Below are 21,627 nucleotides of genomic sequence, written 5' to 3' on the forward strand. Positions count from 1 at the left end.
TATCGGTTACCCCCTGGCTGTACGAGAAGTAAAATCAACATCTTGATAATAGCTGTTTTTCACTAAAACATTCGGACCGAGGCACTGCACGCTTGGGCAATGACAATTCAGTTCTTTTGCTAATTTTGTGTTCATCCAGCGTGTATAGGCTGATTGCAATGTATCAGTTGCAATATTTCCAAGCGGCGGTGTATCGCCAAAGTCTGTCACAATAATATTCCCATCAAAAATATTCACATTCAACCTTGAGCGTCCATCAGGGTCATTTCGTACCGTGACATTTTTCTCCTGGCGCAATCGGTTGAGGAGACGCTGGTCTTCTTCATCTGCACTGCATGAATAAAACGGCAGGGTGCCAAACAGCATCCAGGTGTTTTGATCACGAATATCAAGCAGCTGATGAATCGCATCCCGCATTTGCGGAAGCGTCAATGATTCAAGGGCGCTGGCGAAATCACTTGGGTACATCGGGTGAACTTCGTGGCGCTGGCATTTCATTTCCTCGACGATTTGCCGGTGGATGTGTTCGATATATGGAAGCGTACGCTTATTCAGCATGGTTTCAGCGGATACGGTTACGCCCGCTTTGACAAGTGCCTGACTATTTTCAATCATGCGGTTAAATAATTTCTCGCGCTGCTCAAAGGTTGGTTTTCGATCCATCATGGCAAAACCGACTGTTGCAAACTCTTCGACAGTGCCCCAGTTATGTGAAATGTGAAGGACATCTAAGTATGGAATAATTTCTTCATACCGCGCCAAATCAAGGGTTAAATTTGAATTGATCTGTGTACGGACGCCGCGTTCATGGGCATACTTTAATAAAGGGACGACATATTCCCGTACAGATTTAAGAGAAAGCATGGGTTCTCCGCCTGTAATACTAAGTGAGCGCAGAAGCGGAACTTCATCTAAACGGCGAAGTAACAAATCAATCGGCAGCGCATTCGGATCCTTAGGCTGTAAGGTATAGCCGACCGCACAATGCTCGCATCTCATGTTACACAGCGTTGTTGTCGTAAATTCAATATTTGTCAGCTTCATTTCTCCGTAATCCTGCACATCGAGATAGGCTTCCCAGGGGTCGTATGCAGGTGTAATCGGACGAAGTGCTGTTTTTTGGTTCATGGTATCTATCTCCTTTTCATTCGGGCAAACGTAGACCCGCCAACAGTTAATTTTAAGCCTCATCACGGTTATACGCAAGGGGGACACAATTGATTTGCAAGGGAAAAAAAGATAAGCTATAAACAAATGCTAAAGGGAGTGTATCGATGGGTAAGGCAGCAGACAGCAAAGAGCAGCAGGTTGATTATTTAAAGAACCGATTAGATATGTTTATGAATGTGATTGATTCATTAGATCCCGAATCAACAGACGTTGAGGATATAGACAGACTGATCCAGATGATTGATGACCTGGAAGCGAAATATGAACGGTTTAAAAACGATTGGAAGGAAGAATAGCTCGCGCGATGCGGGCTTTTTTCTTTAAATTGGCAGGTGAATCGGTGTATGAGTCTCGGTCTTATTCTGCACAATAGAAGAAAAACCGGGAAGTGACGTAAATGAAAAAATACATGCTGATCTGTTTATGTGCGCTTTTTGTTTCCATGCCTCTCTCAAAAGCGGAAGCCGTGTCTAATAAGCCCATCCACTGGGGATTTGCGAAAAGTAAAGAGCACAGGCCGCCAGATGCGGGCAAAGAATTAACGGCACTGTTAAAAAAGTATGATGCGTTCTATTTAGGCAACACGAAAAAGAAAGAGATTTATTTTACCTTCGACAATGGCTATGAAAATGGGTACACGCCCAAGATCTTAGACGTGCTGAAAAAACATCAAGTACCAGGAACCTTTTTTGTGACAGGTCACTTTGTAAAGGACCAGCCTGGGCTTGTCAAACGTATGGCAGAAGAAGGTCATATCATTGGCAACCATTCCTATCATCATCCAGATTTAACAACAAAGAGCACGAAAGAAATCAAAGAAGAACTGGACCGTGTCAATGAAGCTGTGTACAAAATCACAGGAAAACAAGATAACCTCTATCTTCGTCCGCCGCGCGGTGTGTTCAGTGAACGGGTATTAAAAGAAACAAAACAGCTCGGCTACCAAACCGTTTTCTGGTCAGTGGCGTTTGTGGACTGGCATATCCATCATCAAAAAGGAAAACAGTATGCTTACGATCAAATGATGAAGCAGGCGCACCCAGGAGCCATTTACTTACTTCATACCGTCTCAAGAGACAATGCAGAAGCGCTGGATGATGCCATCACCGCTCTGAAAAAACAAGGATATTCTTTTAAAAGTCTAGACGATCTCATGCTTGAAAAAGTATGGCATTTGCCACAGCTATAGAAAGAAGCCTGCAGAAGACCTGCAGGCTTTTTGATTTTTCCTCTCTAATTTTACGCTGAAACTAAAGAGAGTGATGAGGTGAAAAAAGAGTCAAACACTATTTAAAAATCCTAAACCACCCTTTATGTTTAAACCACAAAAGCATCCCTGAGACGAGGAGACCCATAAAAATCAGCACGCCAAAATAGCCGTATTTCCAGTGTAATTCTGGCATGTTGTCAAAGTTCATTCCGTACACCCCAACAATAAAGGTCAGTGGAATAAAAATGGTCGACACAATGGTCAATGTCATCATGATCGCATTCATCCGGTTGGAATTCAGCGTCTGATAGCTGTCTCGCAAATCGGCTGTCATATCACGGTTTGACTCAACGATCTCGGTTAACTTCAAAAGATGATCATAAATATCATTAAAATAAGCATGGCGGTTTGGATCGCTTTTCATCATATTTGTGTTCACAATACGATATAAAAGGTCCCTCATCGGGATAATCGTTCTTCGCAGTTTGAGCAAATCGGATCGAATACCAAATACTTCGTTCATCAGCGTGCCATACGTTTTATGCCCTTCTTCATCCTCAATTTCATTCAGCCTGTCTTCAATTTGATAAATAATAGGGAAATAATCATCAACAAGCTCATCAATCAGCATGTAGGCAATATGCTCAGGTCCGCTGTTTCTCGCTTTATCAGAGCCTTTGAGCTTTCGAATCACACGTTCAACGTACGGCGCTTCTTTCAAATGAAAGGTCACGATATAGTTTTCACCAACAAACAGATCGACTTCCTCAGAACGAAGCGTTTTTTGATTAAGGGCATGCAGCACGAAAAACAAATATCCTTCATAAAAATCAAGCTTGGGCCGCTGTAAATAATGAAAACAATCTTCAATCGCGAGTGGATGGAAATGAAAATATTCCTTTAAAAGCGCTGCTTCCTTTTCCGTTGGCGCATGAAAATCAATCCAATACCAGGCGATATCGGGGCTTGAAAGCTGCTGCAATGTTGCATGTTCAATCAAGTCGCCGTTTTTTGTCACTGCAAGTTTTCTCAGCATGTGCACCCCTCCAGACTTGCATTATATCATGAAGCAGCGCCGGTGAACTTATACGTTTTCTTCATAAAAAAAGCCGATCTCATTTTTGAGATCGGTTCAATGTGCGTGTATGATTGATGGATAAAACCGAGAATTAAGGGCGACGGAAGTTGACGAAACCACCATTACGGTCGAACCAGCCTCTAAATGCCCAGTTGATGTAGCCGCCGTCACCTTTGTTTGTGAAAGATCCATTTTCAAATACCCAGACTCCGTACGTAATACTTCCGTATTTCACAGTAGCAAACGTTTTGACGCCGTTGAAACGAGTCTCATAACCTTGGCTTAAGTTAAATACCATGACATTGTATTTTGCGCCGGCAGCATAGAAAGCAGACTCCATTAATCCTTTGACAAAGCCTTCACGGTTTGTGTTAGCATTTGCAGCATTGATTAATGCATTTGCAATACCAAGTACATCAAAGTTAATATTAACGTTTCCTGCAGTTGTAGATGCCTTACCTTCAGCAGCTTTGTTTAAGACAGTTTGCTGAAGTGTAGTAGAAACAGGTGCTGAAGTTTTTGGCTCAGCAGCGTCAGCGAATACTGGCAGTGTCGAAGAAACAGCAGTGGCAAGGGCAACAGAAAGAATTGTTTTTTTCATTGGTCGGATCTCCTTTGTTTTTAAATTTTGGGTCTTCTTTTTTGTAAAATGTGAAACTAAGTGAAGCCGGTCATCAATGAGGTAAATATGTTCCTGCAAGATAAAACAAATGATTGCCTAATCCGCTAATTTCTTTGTTCACCTCCTTGATATGTCATAATTATACAAATATTTTTTGAATGGAGGATATCACCCAGAGGTTCTATTTCTAATTTAAGGAAAATGAGCCTAAAATGTTGAAGGATGCTGTCGAATTTTAGCTGAATTCGACTAAAAACTTTCATCTATCCAAAAGGAGAATGACCACAAATAAGGAAGATATAACTGATAAATTCTTGTACTCTTTATGTTTAAAAGTATTCAATCTAGAGAATCATTCATGCAAAATGAAACAATCACATCTGCGTATGTTTGCAGAAAGGAAGAGGACATGTATGTGGGAAAAACAGCTTGCGGTAGAGCCGCCGTATCATTTCGATCAAGTGCTTAGACGCTTATCAAGTGATCCATTAAAAGCAGTCGATTTGAGTCAAAGAGAAATCAAAGTGCCGATCAGATTAGAGCAAAAACCGTACGTGGTCATCGTTCAAGCTACTGGAACAAAGGATGCGCCTATGTTCCGGGTGCGATCAAACGGCCCAGAGGAACCCCTTCTTTCTGAGGTGAAACGGATATTTGGCATGGAGCATCAATTACACATGATTCAAGACCATTTTTCTCAAACCAATCTAGCGCCCATTTTTGAGCAGCATATTGGAACGCCGCTCATGCTGGATTTTCATTTATATCATTGTTTAATGAAATGCATCATTCATCAGCAGCTTAATCTTTCGTTTGCTTACGAGCTCACGAAACGATTTGTCCATACGTACGGCGAGCAAATAGAAGGTGTATGGTTTGATCCTTTACCAGAAACCATTGCCTCTCTTGAAACAGATGATTTGAGAAAGCTTCAATTTAGTCAGCGAAAAGCAGAATATGTCATCGATGTATCGAAACGAATTGTGAGCGGCTCACTTTGTTTAGAGGAATTACACGATTTATCTGATCTGGAGGTAGAAGAGCGTCTGCTTCCGATTAGAGGGATTGGCCCTTGGACGGTTCAAAATGTGCTCATGAATGGGCTTGGAAGACCAAATCTTTTTCCGATGGCAGATATCGGCATTCAAAACGCAATGAAACGTCATTTTAACCTGCCTGAAAAACCGACAAAAGATGAAATGGCAGCGCTAAGCAAGGAATGGACCCCATATTTAAGCTACGCTTCTTTATATTTATGGAGAAGCATTGAGACAGATAAATAAATGAAAGGCATTTTCTCTCTTTGTCTAAGACGTGGTATACTAATGAGATGGAATAAAATGAAGACAACCTATTAAGGGTTCAAATAGAACGGAGAGAATAAAGTGAAAGAAAAACAGCAAGGTGCCCTTTTGCAAAAGGGACAGCAGTTCCCGCTTACCATTAAACGCCTTGGCATTAATGGTGAAGGGGTCGGTTATTTTAAAAAGCAAGTGGTCTTTGTCCCAGGCGCGCTTCCAGGTGAGGAAGTGGTAGTTGAAGCAACGAATGTCCAAGCAAAATATGCAGAAGGCACAGTCAGAAAAGTGCGAAAGCGTTCCGAGTATCGAGTCAAACCGCCATGCCCAGTATACGAGCAGTGCGGCGGCTGTCAGCTTCAGCATTTGGCGTATGAGCAGCAGCTAAATGAAAAGCGTGATATTGTCATTCAATCAATGGAGCGTCATACAAAGCTATCGGTTGAAAAGCTTGATATTCGGCCAACGATCGGCATGGAAGATCCGTGGCACTACCGAAACAAAAGTCAGTTCCAAGTAGGACGTTCTCATAGCGGAGACATCATTGCAGGACTTTATGGACTAAATTCCCATAAGCTTGTACCGATCAAGGAATGTATCGTGCAGCATCCAAAAACGAACAAAACAACAGGCGTTGTCCGCAAAATTTTAGAGAAATTCGGCGTATCGGTCTACAATGAACGGACAAGAAAAGGCGACGTACGCTCGATTGTCGTGCGTGTCGGTTTTGAAACAGGGGAAGTGCAGGTCGTTCTTGTCACATCAAAACCTGAATTTCCAAAGAAAAAAGAAATAGCCGAAGCCATTCAAAAACGTCTGCCTGAAGTGACGTCCATTATGCACAATATTAATGGTGAAAAAACGTCGGTCATCTTCGGCCATAAAACATCTCACCTAGCTGGCAATATGGTCATTCAAGAATTTTTAGGAGACGTCTCATTTGAATTGAGTGCACGTGCTTTCTTCCAATTGAATCCGAAGCAGACGCTAAAGCTTTACGATGAAGCGAAAAAAGCGGCCAAACTGACAGGCAAAGAAAAGGTTGTCGATGCGTATTGCGGTGTTGGGACCATTGGGATGTGGCTCTCAGATGGCGCCAAAGAAGTACGAGGAATGGATGTCATCAAAGAATCGATTGATGATGCCAAGAAAAATGCCAAAAAACACGGCATGAAAAACGCGACCTATGTAACAGGAACAGCTGAACATTGGCTGCCAAAATGGGTCAAAGAAGGCTTCCGCCCTGACGTCATCGTCGTCGACCCGCCAAGAACAGGCTGCGAGCGCACCTTCTTAGACACCGTCAAACAAGTCAAACCAAAACGCTTTGTCTACGTCTCTTGCAACCCATCCACACTAGCAAAAGACCTTGAATACATGTCAAAAGACTATAAGATCGAATACATGCAGCCAGTTGATATGTTTCCGCATACGGCGCATGTTGAGTGCTGTGCGTTGCTCGAATTAATTGACTAATCCTAAGTTAAGCGTGTTTTTTAACATACGTTTTATTAGGGTGTGTCTTAGGAATCGCTAATTTAATATTTGCTGAAACATAAAAAGCAGACGGTTCAGAAGTGCGATAATCCACTTCTAATTGGCCGTCTGCTTTTACTGTTATTTTATGAATGAAGCGAGCTAAAATTGTTGGAGTTAGCTCTGTGAGTGGTTGTTTAGGGTTTAATTGATTTAGGATATATGCTTTCAAATTAGCAACATCTACTTGCATATTACTTTCCTCATATTGCAACAAATTTAGTTTTCAACTAGTTTCTCTATTTCAGGATTTAAAATAACTACAAGACCGTCATAATTTTCTTAGTTAATTTTGTCAACTAACAACAAATCGAGTGCTTTTTGTTTCTTAGTACGGAGACTAGCAAGCTGTTTTTGTAATTTTTCATGATTATTCACTGGTTTTGAGTTTAACTTTTTTAGATTGTTGCACTGAAAGAAGCATAAAGATTTTTATGTTGGAGGGGGGAATGTTAGGGAGCCCAATATTGGTGACCATCATTAGAAGTCTGGATTTGGAAATTATAAAATACAGGGTGGACAGTATTCTATACATCTTCGGGAGGAATCGATATGATTAGTGGTGTGCCAGTTGTTGGTCGGATTATTAGAAAAGATATTTGAATTAAGTTGTGTTAGAAAAATAATTAAAAACCAAGCTGAATCAAATTGTGTAACTAATTAGGAAACTAGGTTTTTTTGTTATTATTTGAAATTTTTATATTATTTAGTTTTAATGCTGTATAATTGAATATAAGAACTTTTATGATTATTTTACTATAATAGTGAGGTTGTTTAAATGATTGAACTTGATTTTACTCGTATTCGGTCTTTTGATGGTAGTAAAGACGGGGGCTTTGAAGAGTTAGTTTGTCAAATAGCCCATTTAAATAAACCAAATCAAGGGAAGAATTTCATCCGAAAAGATGGTGCTGGTGGAGATGGCGGTGTTGAATGTTATTGGATCCTGGAAGATGGTTCAGAGCATGCTTGGCAAGCAAAATATTTTACTGACAGGCTCGAAGGTAGTCAATGGAGTCAAATAGATGGTTCAGTTAGAACAGCGATTGATAAACATCCTAGATTAACTAAATATTATGTAAGTGTGCCAAAGGATTTAAACGATAGTCGAAAAACTGGTCGTGGTGGGAAGCAAGTTGTATCTTCCTTAGATAAATGGAATCAATATGTTCAAAGCTGGACGGAATTAGCCAAAGATAAGGGAATGAACGTAGAGTTTGAATATTGGGGTCGTCACGAATTAAGTATGATGCTACAAAGGGACGAAAGTAATTATATTGGTAGAACATTATACTGGTTTAATGAGCCAGTATTGAGTATGGGAACTTTTACGGAATTAGCTAATAAATCGAAAATTTCTTTAGGTGAGCGATTTTCAGAGGAATATCATATTGATTTACCTATTCAGAAAAAAGTAGAGGGATTAGGTATATCTCCTGAATGGAAAGAAGCAATTAATAATCAAAAAAAGATTCTGTTCGATTTGATCCATAGGATAGACCAGTTAGATCGCTTTGAAAATAAAACTTTGAATAAAGGACCAAACTGGACTGTTTTCAAAGAGAATGCAACTAAATTTAAAGAATCGTATTTAGAAATTTTAATTACTAAATACGATGAACTTAGGATTACAAATATTAGGGGTGGATTTGAAGGTTTAAGAGGCTTAGCTGCTGATTTCAATAATTTTATTTGGGATAATATCAATGATAAGAACGAAGGATGGAAAGATATTAGGTATCAATTTAGAGGAGTTATTGAGGCACTAGATAGTATAGAGACTTTTATATTTAGTATTGCTACGGAAGCATATGAAACAAAAAGTGTAGTCATATTAGGAGATGCTGGAATAGGGAAATCACATTTATTATGTGATATAGCACAAAAGCGTATAGCTGAAGATTTACCTACTGTCTTTCTATTAGGTCAAAGGTATTCTGGAGGTAATCCACTTAATATTATAGCTGAAGAACTTGATTTGAGGGGCGTAAGTTTTAAACAGTTACTAGGGGCTTTGGATGCAGCTGGAGAAGCAAAGAAAACTAGAACATTAATTATTATTGATGCCTTAAATGAAGGTAATAATCGTTTTGATTGGCAAAATCAACTAATGTCATTTATAGCTGAATTAAAAAATTATCCTCATATCGCTTTACTTATAAGCTGTAGATCAACTTATAAGGATTTCATATTACCTGAAGATATTAAAGGGAACATAGTGGAGATTTTTCATACAGGGTTTAAAGGATTTGAACACCGAGCAGCTATGAAGTATTTGTCGAAACAAGGTATAGACAAACCTTCTGTACCACTACTATCTCCAGAATTCAGTAACCCATTGTTTTTAAAAACATGCTGTAAAGCAATAAAATCAAAAGGGTTGACTTCTTTCCCTAAAGGTCTTGAAGGCCAGACTGCAATCTTTAATTTTTATTTGGAAAGTATTGAAAATGTTGTTAAACGTAGAAAAAAATATATGGGGAATAGAAATGTTTCTAGTAGAATTTTATCAAAATTGATCGAACTAATATACCCAGATAATTTATTTGGAATTGAAATAAATTTAGCAGCGGACGTTTTTAGAGAAGTGGATCCTAAACCTAACTTTGATGATGATTTAATCGATATACTCATTTCAGAAGGTTTACTAGCATTAGATATGATAACTGATAGTAATGGAAATGCAATTGAAGTTGTTAGGTTTACATACGAAAGATTTAGTGATTATTTCATTGCAGAAAACATTATTGATAATCTGAATGCAGAAAATCTTGAAGCGGAGTTTGGAACTCATGGGAAGTTAGAAGAAATAATAAAGAACCCATATAAGTATTCAGGGATTATTGAAGCATTAGGCATAGTTTTCCCAGAAAGATTCAATCTAGAGTTTGTTGATTTTGTTTCTGAAGAAAGTACACATTATAATTCGATTTTTGATAAATCGTTTACGAATGTTCTTTTATTACGTAGCAAAGACTCTATTAATGATAGGACAGTTGCATTATTAAATAAAATTTCTAGTTACGGTTTTTTCAATGAGTCGCTAGATAAGATATTAGCTTTATCTACAGAACCTAATCATCCATTAAATGCAGAATTTTTACATGGAAATTTAAAAAGAAGAAAATTGACGGAAAGAGACCGCTTATGGTCAACGCATATAGCAGTAAGTGATTATGAGGAAGATGAAGAACAACCTGAATCTGTAACTCGAACTTTAATTGATTGGGCATTGTATGCGGATTTAAACGATGTAGAAGACGAGCGAATAAGATTATTGAGTTACACACTTTTATGGATGACAACGACTTCAAATAGAAAAGTAAGGGATCAAGCTACTAAATCATTAGTTCGAATTTTAAGTTATCGTCCATATATCATTAATGAGTTGCTACCGAAGTTTAATGATATAGACGATTTATATTTAAAAGAAAGATTGTATGCAGTTAGTTATGGTGTAGTCTGCAATATTAATGATTTAGATGAAGTAAGAGAAATTGCAGAGAAGGTTTATGAGTTGCAATTTACCCATAAGAAACCAGAACCACATCTTCTTTTAAGGGATTATGCTCGAGGGATAATGGAATACGCTTTATATAAAAACTTAATCGCTGAAGAAATGAGCAGAAATTTTAGACCGCCGTATATTAGTGAATGGCCAATTGAAAATCCTACTAAATCAGACATTAAAGATTTAGATGAAGATGAATATTCTTCGATTAAAAGTTCTCTTATGGGATTCCCAGGGGATTTTGGTAACTATACTATGTCCTGCGTACATAACTGGTCAGCAACATCACTAACGGAAAGTCGTCCTAAAACATCATATGAATTACATTTAGAATTTGCTGAAAAAGTACCTAGTGAGTTAAGAGAAGAGTACTTAAAAGAAATCAATCAAAGAATTAAATCATATGGTCAGCCCGTTACAGTTAATATTATAGACGATGTTTTAAATGATTCAGAATATGACCTTGAGGAGTTATTTAAAGAGGTTGATGAAATGCCTAGGGAAATTTCAGTTGTTACTAAAAATATAGATAGTCCAAGTGATAATTGGGATTCTTTAAAGAAACGTATCAATGATGCATTGTCAGAAGAGGTTAAAGAATATTTTAGGTGGCTAACAGGTTTAGGCGTTAATGATAGAGTAGCAATTTTTTGTAGAAAATGGGCGCAAAGATGGGTATGCAAAAAAGCATATGAGTTTGGTTGGACCTCAAAAATGTTTGGTGATTTTGAAAGAAGACACAGTAATACTTACGGTAGGGAAGGTTCAAAAATTGAACGGATTGGTAAGAAATATCAATGGATTGCATTTTATGAACTTTTAGCTAGAATGGCAGACAATTTATTTTGGGCTAACAAATATGAAGATGAAACAGAATATGAAGGGCCATGGCAGCTTTGGGAACGCGACATTGATCCTACTATATGGCTGAGAGCTACAAATGATTCAAATTGGGATGAGTTTGGAAAGGTTTGGTGGTCACCATATACACCGATTTTTAGTGTCAATGAATCGGATGATTGGGTGTTCGATGAAGACACACTTCCTGATTTCAAGAATTTATTGATAGTAACTGATAGTAAAGGTGAAAAGTGGCGTAACTTGAGTGGCTTTAGAAAATGGGCGAATAAAACGATTGATGGTAAATCTAAAGAAGAGTTGTGGTATAGAATTAATACATGCGTTGTACCAAAAAATGATGTAGATAATGTACTTGAAAAAATGAAGGATAAAGCTTTATTTGCCCCTTCTACTTTTGCGCCACGAGGTTCCTCACACCAAGGTTTTTTACGAGAATATCCATGGCATCCTTACTATAAGGATTTTGATGTTTGGCGTAATGGTGAAGATTCTCGAACTTTAAATATTCAACATTTAGTACCAGTTAACGAATATGAATGGGAAACAGGTGAAAGAGATAAATCCATTGACCAATATATTTCTCTCTATTTACCTAATCAACAATTAATTAAAGACTTTAATTTAAAGTGGTCATTAGGGAATTTTAGTACATGGGAGAATTCCGACGGCGAGATAATCTTTATGGATCCAAGTGAATTAGAAAAAGGACCATCGGCAGCTCTGGTTAAATCAGATCATTTTGAAAAATGGTTAGAAGAGAATGACTTACAGTTGACTTGGTTTATCGGCGGAGAAAAGCAAATTTTCAATGATGTAGGAAGTGTTTCAAAAAGATTAGAGTTCAACTATATAATTTCTATGGAAAAGGAAAATTTCATGGAAATAAATTGGAAAGATAACTATAGTTTTAAAAATTAATTAATTTATGGCATCAGTGGAAGAACAGTATTATTATCCACTGATGTAGTTATTTAGAAGGGATAGGGTTTGCCATCAGGAAGTTTTAAATTTAAGACTTCATGAAAAATTTGTTTATGCCAAACTAAATTCGATCCGATTTTGAAGTTTGAATTTATTCTTTCTCAGTTATTTGTTAGTCGACCAAATATTTTTTTGTGTTCAGAGAAAGCATGAAGTTCATCAATTTTTAGGAAATGAATCTAACAAATCATATTCATAAAATATAAAGTACAAAAGTTTAATGTAAAAGGTCGAGTATTATTTAAAGGAAACCAACATGAGGTTTACAAGCTGCCCAATAATAAGTCTTTTACTTAGCAAGGTGTACAATATTTATCCGGAGGTGAGACTTATTAAAATTTACATAACAAATTTTAATGAGGCAAGAAATAAAGAGGGTTTTCATTTAGTACGATGCTGACAAATGCAAGAGAGAAAAGAAGTGCCTTTCTAAGAAGTATAAAGACAAAATAGTGAACATAACCTCTTCGCAACGATGTGACAGAGGTGTTTTTATATTTGAGAATCGTCTTATAAATTCCTTGACGCTTTATTCACAGCTGGTATCAGCTTATTATTTAATATGACACATAAACGTTGACGAGCAAGATGATTAATACCGTGCATGTGGAGGCAATTGTATCGATGGTACGAGTGTAAAAAGTGAAATGAATAAAAATGGGTCGTGATTTGAATACTGGCTTCTAGTTTGTACGATCATCACGGACTTTTTATTAACTTATTCAGAGAGGTCGATCAAAGAATTTTTAATTCATGGAAAGGTGGAGGATGAGATTGAGTCAATTTAAAATCTTAACAAACTATATCCCTATGCTTCAAGTCGATGATATTGGTGAATGGGTAATAGATAAAGAAAATGATGGAACAGCAGAACACCCGATTCAGACGCCCTTTGTGAATTATTCCGAAACGGTCCGTCGTTTTATCGAGGATGTCTATACCTTTGCAGAACAACGTCAAGAAATGGAGCTTACCCGCTACAGTGAGATCCTCAAAGAAAATGGCATTGAGGGTGGAACGAACGATATGGAGAATGTGGACACCTCAAATGTAAATGCGCAGTGTGTACTGGCTCTCATCATGGGGGTTCTGAGAGCTGAACGATTTTGCGATGGTGTCATACTCGATTTCTTTACAAACGGAGCTATTGTCAAGTGGCTTGAAAGATTGGAACGTTTGGAGAATGATTGAACAAATTTAAACGATGATGTGATGATGGCGTGCGCTCAATTTTTATCAAATAACTTTCGGAAAATGAATTGAAAAAATTTCGTTTCAGGCACTATTTGAAAATAGTGCTTTTTTTGTTTGAATCGACATGTTTAAAATTCTTCTATTGACTTTCCCCTTTACTGAAAGGTTTATACTTTGATCAGATCAACAAATCGGAGGAGATGCAGGATGTTCAAAATCGGTGATTTTTCTATGTTAAGTAAAGTCCCTGTCAAAACCTTAAGGTATTATGACCAAATCGATTTATTAAAGCCTAAGCAGATCGATCAAGATTCTGGATACCGGTATTATTCAGCTGAGCAGCTGCTTGAGGTCAATCGAATTTTTCTGTACAAGGAATTAGGTTTTACGTTAAAGCAAATGGGACAGCTTCTTCGTGAAGATATTTCTGTCGAGCAGATTCAGGGTATGTTTCTCTTGAAAGAGAGTGAGATTCAGCAATTGATCGAGAAAGAACAACAGAAATTAGCGCGTATTAAGGAGCGGATGCACCTCATCAAACGAGAGGGGTGTGTTGAAAAAGAACAAGAGGTCATCATCAAATCGGTTGAAAGCAAACACATCATGTCTTTTCAATCCCATGGAACTGTTGACGAAATCCCTTCCTTCTTTCAAACGTTTCATCATTTGTTACATCCGCAAGAATTGAACTCTGAGCCACAAATCGTGCTGTGGAGGGAATCAATTGCTCAAGAAAGTGAGTTCGAATTTGAGGTGGGGTATTCCGCAAAAGCGTTAAGGGGCTCTCTGCCTAAAGGCATCACGATGCGTACGTTACCGGCTGAAGAAACCATGGCGACGCTCTTATTTCATTCAGATTCTCCATTCGCACAAACTGCTTGTGTTGACCTGGCGACATGGATCGAACATAACGGATACCGCGTGAAAGAAGATCAGCCGGGCCGAGAGATTTATTACCCGTTGGCTGAAAATGGAGAAGGAAGACTCATTGAAATTCAAATTCCTATAAAAAATGAAGTCAAATCGTAAACATTGCCCAAAGGAGAAACGTCACGATGAAAAATAAAGCCGTTGTCTATTTACTTGCTTTAGCAGCCTTTTTAATCGGAACAATCGAATATATCATTACAGGAATTATTCAAATGGTCGCAGATGATTTACAGGTCACGACATCAGCTGCTGGTTTATTGGTCACATCACTAGCACTTTCCGCAGCAATTGCCGCGCCGATTGTCATTGCACTGACCATCAATATCGACCGCAGAAAAATATTATCATGGATGCTGATCATTTTTACTTTAAGTAATATCATCACAAGTGTCAGCCATTCGTTTGAAATGGTGCTAATGACAAGGGTTTTACAAGGAATTAGTGGAGGGACGGCCATTGTGGTGGCAATGGCAGTGGCTACTCGTCTTGTCGAACGAGAAAAAAGAGGAACAGCGATTGGCATCATTTTAATGGGATTAAGCAGCTCCTTAGTTTTAGGTGTGCCAATCGGGACGTTTCTAAGCAGCATGATTGGATGGAAAGCATTATTTGCAGCCATTGGATTGATCACGCTCATTCCGCTGATTGTTGTGTATAGGCGCATCCCTTCTATGAAAGAACAAGAAACGGTGACGCTAGGTATGCAGTTATCGATATTAAAGGATAAGAGAATTTTGCTGGCAGTGACAGTGACGCTGTTCTATGTAGGAGGATACTCCACCTTATTTACCTATTTAACGCCCTTCCTGCAAGAATCAGCTAACCTTAGCATCACAGAAATCAGTGGCATTTTGTTACTAGCGGGAATATGCAGCTTTTTGGGCTCCAGTCTTGGAGGGGTTGCAGCAGATAAAAAAGGCCCAACATTCACAATTTTCTCCGGAATTATTCTACAAATCATCATGCTTATGCTGCTGGCATTTGTGACAGGGAAACTCGTGGTCATGGTGGTGGTGATCATGATATGGATGATTGCTACATGGAGCACATCGCCAGCTCAGCAGCTGTATCTCGTCACACTTGTACCCAAATCTCCTGATATCGCATTAAGTGTCAATACATCATTTATTCAATTCGGATTTGCTTTAGGCTCGGGGTTAGGAGGGCTTGTATTGAGCAGGACATCTATATTGCACCTAAGCTGGATCAGCGCTGGAACGGTTCTTCTTGCTTTACTCATGACTATCTTGATGGTGGCGTTTGACCGAATCTCTCAGCAGAAGAGTTTGAAGGTGATGGAGCAAGGTAGATAACATGATCGATTCACTAGTGAACATACAAATTTAGTATTGTATTGTGGGAACTGCTTATTTCGGGTAGTTCCTTGGCCCATTTCGTGGGCTTTTTTTATAAAAATTCTTATCTCTGCAGTTCTGCTTTATTACTTCTGTAAATACCTGATCTCCTTGTCATACTTTTGAATGAAATTGACTCAATAGAATTGACGTAAGAACCATGAATAGGTGAAGATGAAATAAACTGTAAGATAAAGGGAGACGGATGATGATACATATCATATTTGGGGCGGCAGCTGCCGGTAGTTTAAAACAAGCAGTACGTGAAATGAAGCAAGATCAAATAGATGATATCATCGCTTTTGATGATATTTATTCGATTGGACCACTTCTACATTTACACGAACATAAAGGACAAGCGAACCGTATAGAGTGGCTGCGTAACGTGATGTCAAATGAATTTGGCTATTTTGACGACATGGTCAACGATCAGCACAGAATGCTTCAGCAAATAAAAGAAATAAAAGCAGGCAGTCGTATTCTCATCTGGACAGGCAGTAATGCCCATGAGCAAATTGGCTTGCGATATGCCGTCTATTTATTAAAAGAAAAAAGGGTTGAATTGTCTGTAATCAATATAACGACAGCATTTGATCAGCTGTTCAATACAAATACAAGAAGAATGGATATTCGACATTCCGGGGAAATTGCATCTGAAAAATTTAAAATTTTGTACGAGAGTAAAGAGCATATTCACACAGTGACAAAAGAAGAAAGAGAAAGATTACAAAACGAATGGCTTTCACTTGCTAAAGAAAATCATACGCTGCGGATATGGAAAAAAGGACAAACGATCAGCGTACCAGAAGATGAATTTGATGCTTATTTAGTGAAAATGGCTAAGCGGCTTCATCAGTCCGCGCCAGAAGAAGAGTACATCGTAACTCCACGTCTAATAGGAGAAGTCATTGGTCATTTAGATCAGTATACCGGCGATGATTTTATTGAATATCGACTCAAGACATTAATTGATCAAGGGATTTTTGACATGAAAGGAAAACGAACTTCCATGCGTTATTACTCGTTTAAACTGACAGAGTTCGGTCAGAACTTCAAAAAATGGGTATGCTGTCGAGAGTTTGTGGATCATCCTTTTGTGAAAATTGAAGGAGATTACGGTAGTGAACCTTTTCAATGCGGGCATTGTCAATGTCATTTAGAAAGAGATGATGTACCAGTAAGCGATACCCTTTTCTCAAAGATTTGGAATTGGAATGTACAGTATGGTCGCTGGTTTGACGAAGAAACCGATGATTTGCTGCCAAATGGCGTAGATATGGAAAGGAAGTTCAATCAAGAAGGAGAGCGTATCACGAAAGAAGTGAAACGTGAATTATCTCCTGCGTATCAAATTGAATACAGCCCAAGTGAAATGACGAGATATTTTATTTAAAACAATAGAATTAATTAAGTAAATGTAGGTTTTCTAAGAATTAGACATTCGTTGAACTGATGGGAAATGAATGTTTAATTCTTATTTTTTATTTATGAAAGAATTTAAGATTCGCAGAAAAACGGAATCTGCAATGGAAAGGGAAAATATTGAAACATTTTTTCGGTAAAATCGTAATAAAGATAGAGCGTTCAACAGAAACATTTAAAACGGAGAGGAGTATTACATGGAACAAGCTGCACTGAAAAAAATGAGGACTAAACAAGTAGTTACCTCTAATTTGCTATTTGGCATGATGATCTTGATTTTTTTGTTTTGATTCAAAAAGTTGAGATTCAATTTACATATTTCTTTCTTTGTTTAGGAATCTTCATGCTCCTTCAAGGCATTTACGGCTTGATCAAAAAAGGATCAACAAAGTCTATCATTCCCATATTTGAGCAGGTAGCCATTTATGAAAAAGAGAAATTGGGAAAAGAGTGGGAGAAAGAACAAAGAGTGGAAAATATTTGGAAATTGATATTGAGCGGGCTTATGTTCTTCCAATCATTTAGTTTTCAAACGTTACAAGATCCATTCTTTCATATAGAACCTAAGTTTCTCATTTTCTTATTTGTTATGGCTCTAGCCCTTATCAATATAAGTATGCTTTTTCGTTTTAGAAAAATCGACCGGTCGACTGAAGGCGAATTAACAGGCTATACAAAAGAGTCAAATATAATGGCAATAGCTTTAGGGTTCTTAACTGTAATCATCATCTTCATCTTTATCGTCATCTTTTTTCTTCCATAAAACAGAATTTTGAGGTGAAACAAATGAATGCAAACATTCAACAACTGATCGATCAGACAAAGGCGAAATTTGGTTTAGATCTTTACTATTTAAAAAGACACAGTTTTCATCGCTACGTCAATATGTTCAATGAAACGGTTTATACATTGAATATGGAATGGTTTCCCTCTCATGAAGCTGAACCCGAGGACGACGATCTAAACCCGGACGGCACAGCTGTGATTGACGTGAACTTAAATACAGGCCAGATTGAAACGGTCATTTTTGTCATGGACAAAACCTTCGCGAAGAATGGTGTCACATTTAAGAGGCCTTATCCAGCTCATGTCATTCAATGGATCGAACAAGAAACAGGATTGGTCTATGGTGAGCATTTTCACATGCATCAAAAGGAGAAAGGGGAACTTTTTTTCGAAGAAGCAATAGATGGTGTGAAAGTGACGCCTTCAGGCAGAATCGAAGTGAAATGGGATGAACATGGGCAGCTCATTCACTATATACATCGAGGGCCATTTATGGCAAAAAAACGACTAAAAACTGAAGAATATGTGCTTTCCATTGATAGGATCGAGAATTTAGCTCAGCAGCAAGTGCAGCGGTTTGATTGGCCATCCTTCGAGCAGAATCGAATCCGCCCTATATATGCGTTAGAAGAAATTTATGTGAAGAACGATGGAACAGGAACGATACCGTTTGAAATTGGACGTGAAGAAACGCATTGCATCCACATGCATCAGGTCATGGAGTGGAATGAACCGTTAAACAAAGCCTTTGAAAAAAAGGAAATCGATATAAACGAGGACATTACTGCTGAACAAGCCTTCTCACTGGAGCCTTCACCAGATACATTCCCGATCTCAAAAGAAGAGCAGGCTGCGTGTATCAAAGCGGTTCGAACCTTTTTGGCGCAAAAATATCCAAAGGATACAGGGAAGTGGGTGCTAAAAACACTCCACCGTGATCATGGCTACATCGAAGCGATATTAAAAACGAATGAGCAAGAAGGCTGTGATTTTATGGATAAGATCAAAGTCTTCATTGATGCCAGCACTTTTGAAGCCGTTAATTACATAGATAAAAAAGAGATGTTTCAAGTATGCGGGATACTCAATCCATCTCAAACAGCTAGTAAAATCACCATATCTCAGAAAGAAGCCTTTGAAAAATTGAGGGAACGCCTCGAACTTACACCCATCTATGTCTATGACGATGTGCAAAAACAATATGTTTTATGCGGAAAGCTCGACTGTCATGAAGGCGTTGATGCAGTGAGCGGTGAAGTGTTCTCTTTGACAGACCTTTCATAACTTCTAAAAGAACAGTGAGCAACTGTTCTTTTTTATCCCATTTTCCTCTTTTTAGAATAAAAATGGAATTTTGTAGAAGGAAGTTGTCGTTTCATCACGAAAGAAACAGATAAGAATATACTCATAGGTCCATCGGTTGGAATTCGTATTTCAAATAGTAAACGTCATACATATTGAAAACCCATTGCAGTCAAGTTGATCTACAAATCTTTTAGAAGAAAAAATGAAATCATGTCTCTAGTAGTAAGCGAAAATAGGCGGACTGAGATCATAGGATGAGTTGAACATGTTTGTTTTTAGGTAAGCTTAAAGCCATAAATAGAAGAAAGTGAGGATATCTACCTTGAGTACATTGGAAGTGTTTCGTCAGTTTTTGGTTGACCATTATCCTGCGTTACAAGATGAGCTTTGGCTGAAAGATGTTGATACCCTTCGAATTTCTCCTATTCTTCATCCTTTTCTGAAAAGCAAGCTGCCAGAAGGAATCGAAAAATTCACTTGTGTTCTATTCACGCAGCAGACAGATCAAACCGCTGCACCGCTCAAAGTCTACCTTTTATTAGATGAATATGAGCAATCGCTTTACGCCATTGATTTGATGAATGAACAAATAGCGCTTCATTAATACAGAAGCAAAAAAGCTGCTTGAGAGCTCCTCAGCAGCTTTTCTTGTGAATATTAGTTTGTCATATCAACCAATCTTGAGTGCAGGTTGTCCAATTCTTTCTTTGTTGGAAAAGAGCTGATCAGCAGCGTAGGCCGTCCTAGTTGATTAGGAAGCTCAGTATCGGTCACAATCATATCAATCCCAAGTCGATCCATTGTCAGTTCATTTAATGTATTTTCTGGACTTGTGAAAATATGAATGAGAGGAGGCAATCTTAATTTAATTAAATCCGCAATCAACAAACTATGATTATAACCTAATGTTGAAATGACAAAAATGTTCAACACATTTCTCCGATCCATTTCCAAATGAACAAGCCCCCTCCAGTTAGAAGTAATGATACGAATCAATTCTCGTTCATTTTTCACTAAAGAAGCAAGTATATCGTCTGTTTTTAGCTCTTGGATGATATGAGTAATCCTCGAATAGAAGTAAGGAAGCTGTTTTTTTACCTCTGATAAATACCTCGATTTCTTTTTGAAAAGGAATCCATCTCTTACGGTAATTTCCCTAGAATACACATAATATTGGAGAAGAATCAGTGTCATCGCCTTGCGATTAGCCACCTCTTGATGAAAAATCAACTCCAATTGATTGATAAAGGAATGAATGGCTTCGAAGAGGTGTGGTGTATGCGATTGAAAGAACATCAATTTTTCTTCGACAGTTTCAATTGATTTATAATGGCCAATAGCTGGTTCAATCAATAGTAAAAAGACAAATTCGTGACGATCCAACGTAACACCAAAAGTGTCCTTTGTCATTTGGCAAACGTGTTCTTCCAAGTTTTTGATTTGATTATAGATACCTTTAGCTGTAGATGTTTGTTTTTCCTTATCCAATGAGTACCTATAATTGCGTCGTATTGAAAAATTTTTCCTCACTCGGTGTATGGAAACGGCGAGCCATAGGCAAAATTTATCTATAGCCACATCAGGTAGATTGACTTCGAGCACCTGAAAAAGCTTATGTAAAAAATCAACTGCATCCTGCTTTTGAATATCATCGAATGGCCAAAGCCTGCTTCCATAGACTTCAAACAAAAATTCCACAAAAAATTGACGAATCTCCTTCTCATTTCCATGGAACTGCATACTATCTGGTCGTAACTCAATGTCATACGAGATAAGAAGCGAATTGATTTTATGAATGGTGTTATACAATGTGGATCTACTGATATTCAGCGTGTCCATCCATTCATAGAAAGACCTGTTTTGTTCAAAAAAAACGCCGTCAATCAATCGAATTTCAATCGTATCTTTTAGAATTTCTTTGATATAGTAGTCGACTCGTATCGTCTGTGTATAACAAATGGATATGCCTTGTCTTGGCTTTATGTGGATTAACGGCTCTCCGTTCTCTGTTTGGAACGACTTCATCTGTTCTAAATCGCTTTGAATGGCACGAACCGAACCGATATTTTCATTCGATATCTCTTGTAGGCTCCACCACTTATCTTTTGATACAAGCAGTTTTAAAATGTTTATCCATCTCTTTGATTTATTATCAATGAGCTCCATTAAACAACTAACTCCTTCCCTTGGCTTGCCTCTATATGATGAAGTTCACTTAAAGAACATTTGATTTTCTAAATAGGCATAAAATGATTTTAATGTTTAGGCTAAATCGTTTTGTCTTCACTTTTCATGATAAAAGAGAAAAAAATTAGACGAAAACAAATGTTATTCCCTGTTTCTCCATATATTTCTTTTAAAAGGTGAT

17 protein-coding genes are annotated in these 21,627 nt (G+C 37.9%); 12 read left to right on the forward strand and 5 right to left on the reverse strand.

What is annotated here, in order from left to right; translation table 11 throughout:
- Positions 1 to 6: 6 nt before the first annotated feature.
- A complete protein-coding gene (yfkAB, locus tag NSS65_RS03895) occupies positions 7 to 1,128 on the reverse strand; it encodes a radical SAM/CxCxxxxC motif protein YfkAB (protein WP_251232623.1) in 1,122 nt (373 codons plus the stop codon).
- 146 nt (positions 1,129 to 1,274) lie between these two features.
- On the opposite strand from yfkAB, the gene NSS65_RS03900 reads away from it, so the two are divergent.
- Positions 1,275 to 1,466, forward strand: coding sequence for an SE1561 family protein (locus NSS65_RS03900; protein WP_012009274.1), 192 nt, complete (start codon positions 1,275 to 1,277; stop codon positions 1,464 to 1,466).
- A 101-nt stretch (positions 1,467 to 1,567) separates the two neighbouring features.
- Positions 1,568 to 2,359 (forward strand): delta-lactam-biosynthetic de-N-acetylase, encoded by a 792-nt coding sequence (gene pdaA / locus NSS65_RS03905; protein ID WP_251232621.1) that lies wholly within the window; start codon positions 1,568 to 1,570, stop codon positions 2,357 to 2,359.
- A 97-nt stretch (positions 2,360 to 2,456) separates the two neighbouring features.
- Here pdaA and corA read toward each other — a convergent pair whose 3' ends face one another.
- Together corA and NSS65_RS03915 are read right to left on the reverse strand one after the other, a co-directional pair.
- On the reverse strand, positions 2,457 to 3,416 hold the full coding sequence (corA, locus tag NSS65_RS03910) for a magnesium/cobalt transporter CorA (RefSeq protein WP_034283707.1): 960 nt from the start codon (positions 3,414 to 3,416) through the stop codon (positions 2,457 to 2,459).
- 133 nt (positions 3,417 to 3,549) lie between these two features.
- Positions 3,550 to 4,059 carry a hypothetical protein gene (locus NSS65_RS03915; RefSeq protein ID WP_024425256.1) on the reverse strand — a complete coding sequence of 170 codons (510 nt, stop codon included), beginning with the start codon at positions 4,057 to 4,059 and terminating at the stop codon, positions 3,550 to 3,552.
- Between the two features lie 434 nt (positions 4,060 to 4,493).
- Here NSS65_RS03915 and NSS65_RS03920 point away from each other — a divergent pair, with 434 nt between their 5' ends.
- Both NSS65_RS03920 and rlmD read left to right on the forward strand, forming a co-directional pair.
- Complete coding sequence (locus tag NSS65_RS03920) at positions 4,494 to 5,363, forward strand: DNA-3-methyladenine glycosylase (protein ID WP_034283708.1); 870 nt, start codon at positions 4,494 to 4,496, stop codon at positions 5,361 to 5,363.
- A 102-nt stretch (positions 5,364 to 5,465) separates the two neighbouring features.
- On the forward strand, positions 5,466 to 6,854 hold the full coding sequence (gene rlmD / locus NSS65_RS03925) for a 23S rRNA (uracil(1939)-C(5))-methyltransferase RlmD (RefSeq protein ID WP_251232620.1): 1,389 nt from the start codon (positions 5,466 to 5,468) through the stop codon (positions 6,852 to 6,854).
- Between the two features lie 7 nt (positions 6,855 to 6,861).
- On the opposite strand, the gene NSS65_RS03930 is transcribed toward rlmD, so the two are convergent.
- Positions 6,862 to 7,107 (reverse strand): hypothetical protein, encoded by a 246-nt coding sequence (locus NSS65_RS03930; RefSeq protein WP_061110572.1) that lies wholly within the window; start codon positions 7,105 to 7,107, stop codon positions 6,862 to 6,864.
- A gap of 585 nt (positions 7,108 to 7,692) precedes the next feature.
- On the opposite strand from NSS65_RS03930, the gene NSS65_RS03935 reads away from it, so the two are divergent.
- The 8 genes from NSS65_RS03935 to NSS65_RS03970 all read left to right on the forward strand — a co-directional run bounded on the left by NSS65_RS03935 (position 7,693) and on the right by NSS65_RS03970 (position 19,863).
- On the forward strand, positions 7,693 to 12,204 hold the full coding sequence (locus NSS65_RS03935; RefSeq protein WP_061110573.1) for an NACHT domain-containing protein: 4,512 nt from the start codon (positions 7,693 to 7,695) through the stop codon (positions 12,202 to 12,204).
- 837 nt (positions 12,205 to 13,041) lie between these two features.
- On the forward strand, positions 13,042 to 13,458 hold the full coding sequence (locus NSS65_RS03940) for a DUF6508 domain-containing protein (protein WP_326135418.1): 417 nt from the start codon (positions 13,042 to 13,044) through the stop codon (positions 13,456 to 13,458).
- A gap of 210 nt (positions 13,459 to 13,668) precedes the next feature.
- The gene (locus NSS65_RS03945; protein WP_326135419.1) at positions 13,669 to 14,490 is read left to right on the forward strand and encodes a MerR family transcriptional regulator; all 822 of its coding nucleotides are present in this window, start codon (positions 13,669 to 13,671) and stop codon (positions 14,488 to 14,490) included.
- Positions 14,491 to 14,516: 26 nt separating this feature from the next.
- Complete coding sequence (locus NSS65_RS03950; RefSeq protein ID WP_326135420.1) at positions 14,517 to 15,704, forward strand: MFS transporter; 1,188 nt, start codon at positions 14,517 to 14,519, stop codon at positions 15,702 to 15,704.
- A gap of 250 nt (positions 15,705 to 15,954) precedes the next feature.
- Positions 15,955 to 17,139 (forward strand): DUF1835 domain-containing protein, encoded by a 1,185-nt coding sequence (locus NSS65_RS03955; protein WP_326135421.1) that lies wholly within the window; start codon positions 15,955 to 15,957, stop codon positions 17,137 to 17,139.
- Between the two features lie 315 nt (positions 17,140 to 17,454).
- A complete protein-coding gene (locus tag NSS65_RS03960) occupies positions 17,455 to 17,931 on the forward strand; it encodes a hypothetical protein (RefSeq protein WP_342467359.1) in 477 nt (158 codons plus the stop codon).
- A gap of 23 nt (positions 17,932 to 17,954) precedes the next feature.
- Positions 17,955 to 19,238: a hypothetical protein gene (locus tag NSS65_RS03965; RefSeq protein WP_326135423.1), complete on the forward strand. Its 1,284-nt coding sequence runs from the start codon at positions 17,955 to 17,957 to the stop codon at positions 19,236 to 19,238.
- A gap of 343 nt (positions 19,239 to 19,581) precedes the next feature.
- On the forward strand, positions 19,582 to 19,863 hold the full coding sequence (locus NSS65_RS03970) for a hypothetical protein (protein ID WP_024425245.1): 282 nt from the start codon (positions 19,582 to 19,584) through the stop codon (positions 19,861 to 19,863).
- A 53-nt stretch (positions 19,864 to 19,916) separates the two neighbouring features.
- Here the strand turns inward: NSS65_RS03970 and NSS65_RS03975 are convergent, their stop codons facing one another.
- On the reverse strand, positions 19,917 to 21,425 hold the full coding sequence (locus NSS65_RS03975; RefSeq protein WP_149125863.1) for a helix-turn-helix domain-containing protein: 1,509 nt from the start codon (positions 21,423 to 21,425) through the stop codon (positions 19,917 to 19,919).
- Positions 21,426 to 21,627: the final 202 nt, after the last annotated feature.

Source organism: Bacillus sp. FSL K6-1006 (assembly GCF_038593175.1).
GTDB classification, from domain to species: domain Bacteria; phylum Bacillota; class Bacilli; order Bacillales; family Bacillaceae; genus Bacillus; species Bacillus safensis.

Bases quoted from the DNA above. Each gene is read 5' to 3' on its own strand.
- NSS65_RS03930 (WP_061110572.1), bottom strand. From the start codon at position 7,107: ATGCAAGTAGATGTTGCTAATTTGAAAGCATATATCCTAAATCAATTA.
- corA (WP_034283707.1), bottom strand. From the start codon at position 3,416: ATGCTGAGAAAACTTGCAGTGACAAAAAACGGCGACTTGATTGAACAT.
- NSS65_RS03955 (WP_326135421.1), top strand. From the start codon at position 15,955: ATGATACATATCATATTTGGGGCGGCAGCTGCCGGTAGTTTAAAACAA.
- NSS65_RS03965 (WP_326135423.1), top strand. From the start codon at position 17,955: ATGAATGCAAACATTCAACAACTGATCGATCAGACAAAGGCGAAATTT.
- NSS65_RS03935 (WP_061110573.1), top strand. From the start codon at position 7,693: ATGATTGAACTTGATTTTACTCGTATTCGGTCTTTTGATGGTAGTAAA.
- yfkAB (WP_251232623.1), bottom strand. From the start codon at position 1,128: ATGAACCAAAAAACAGCACTTCGTCCGATTACACCTGCATACGACCCC.
- NSS65_RS03975 (WP_149125863.1), bottom strand. From the start codon at position 21,425: ATGGAGCTCATTGATAATAAATCAAAGAGATGGATAAACATTTTAAAA.
- NSS65_RS03950 (WP_326135420.1), top strand. From the start codon at position 14,517: ATGAAAAATAAAGCCGTTGTCTATTTACTTGCTTTAGCAGCCTTTTTA.
- NSS65_RS03900 (WP_012009274.1), top strand. From the start codon at position 1,275: ATGGGTAAGGCAGCAGACAGCAAAGAGCAGCAGGTTGATTATTTAAAG.
- NSS65_RS03945 (WP_326135419.1), top strand. From the start codon at position 13,669: ATGTTCAAAATCGGTGATTTTTCTATGTTAAGTAAAGTCCCTGTCAAA.
- NSS65_RS03915 (WP_024425256.1), bottom strand. From the start codon at position 4,059: ATGAAAAAAACAATTCTTTCTGTTGCCCTTGCCACTGCTGTTTCTTCG.
- pdaA (WP_251232621.1), top strand. From the start codon at position 1,568: ATGAAAAAATACATGCTGATCTGTTTATGTGCGCTTTTTGTTTCCATG.
- NSS65_RS03920 (WP_034283708.1), top strand. From the start codon at position 4,494: ATGTGGGAAAAACAGCTTGCGGTAGAGCCGCCGTATCATTTCGATCAA.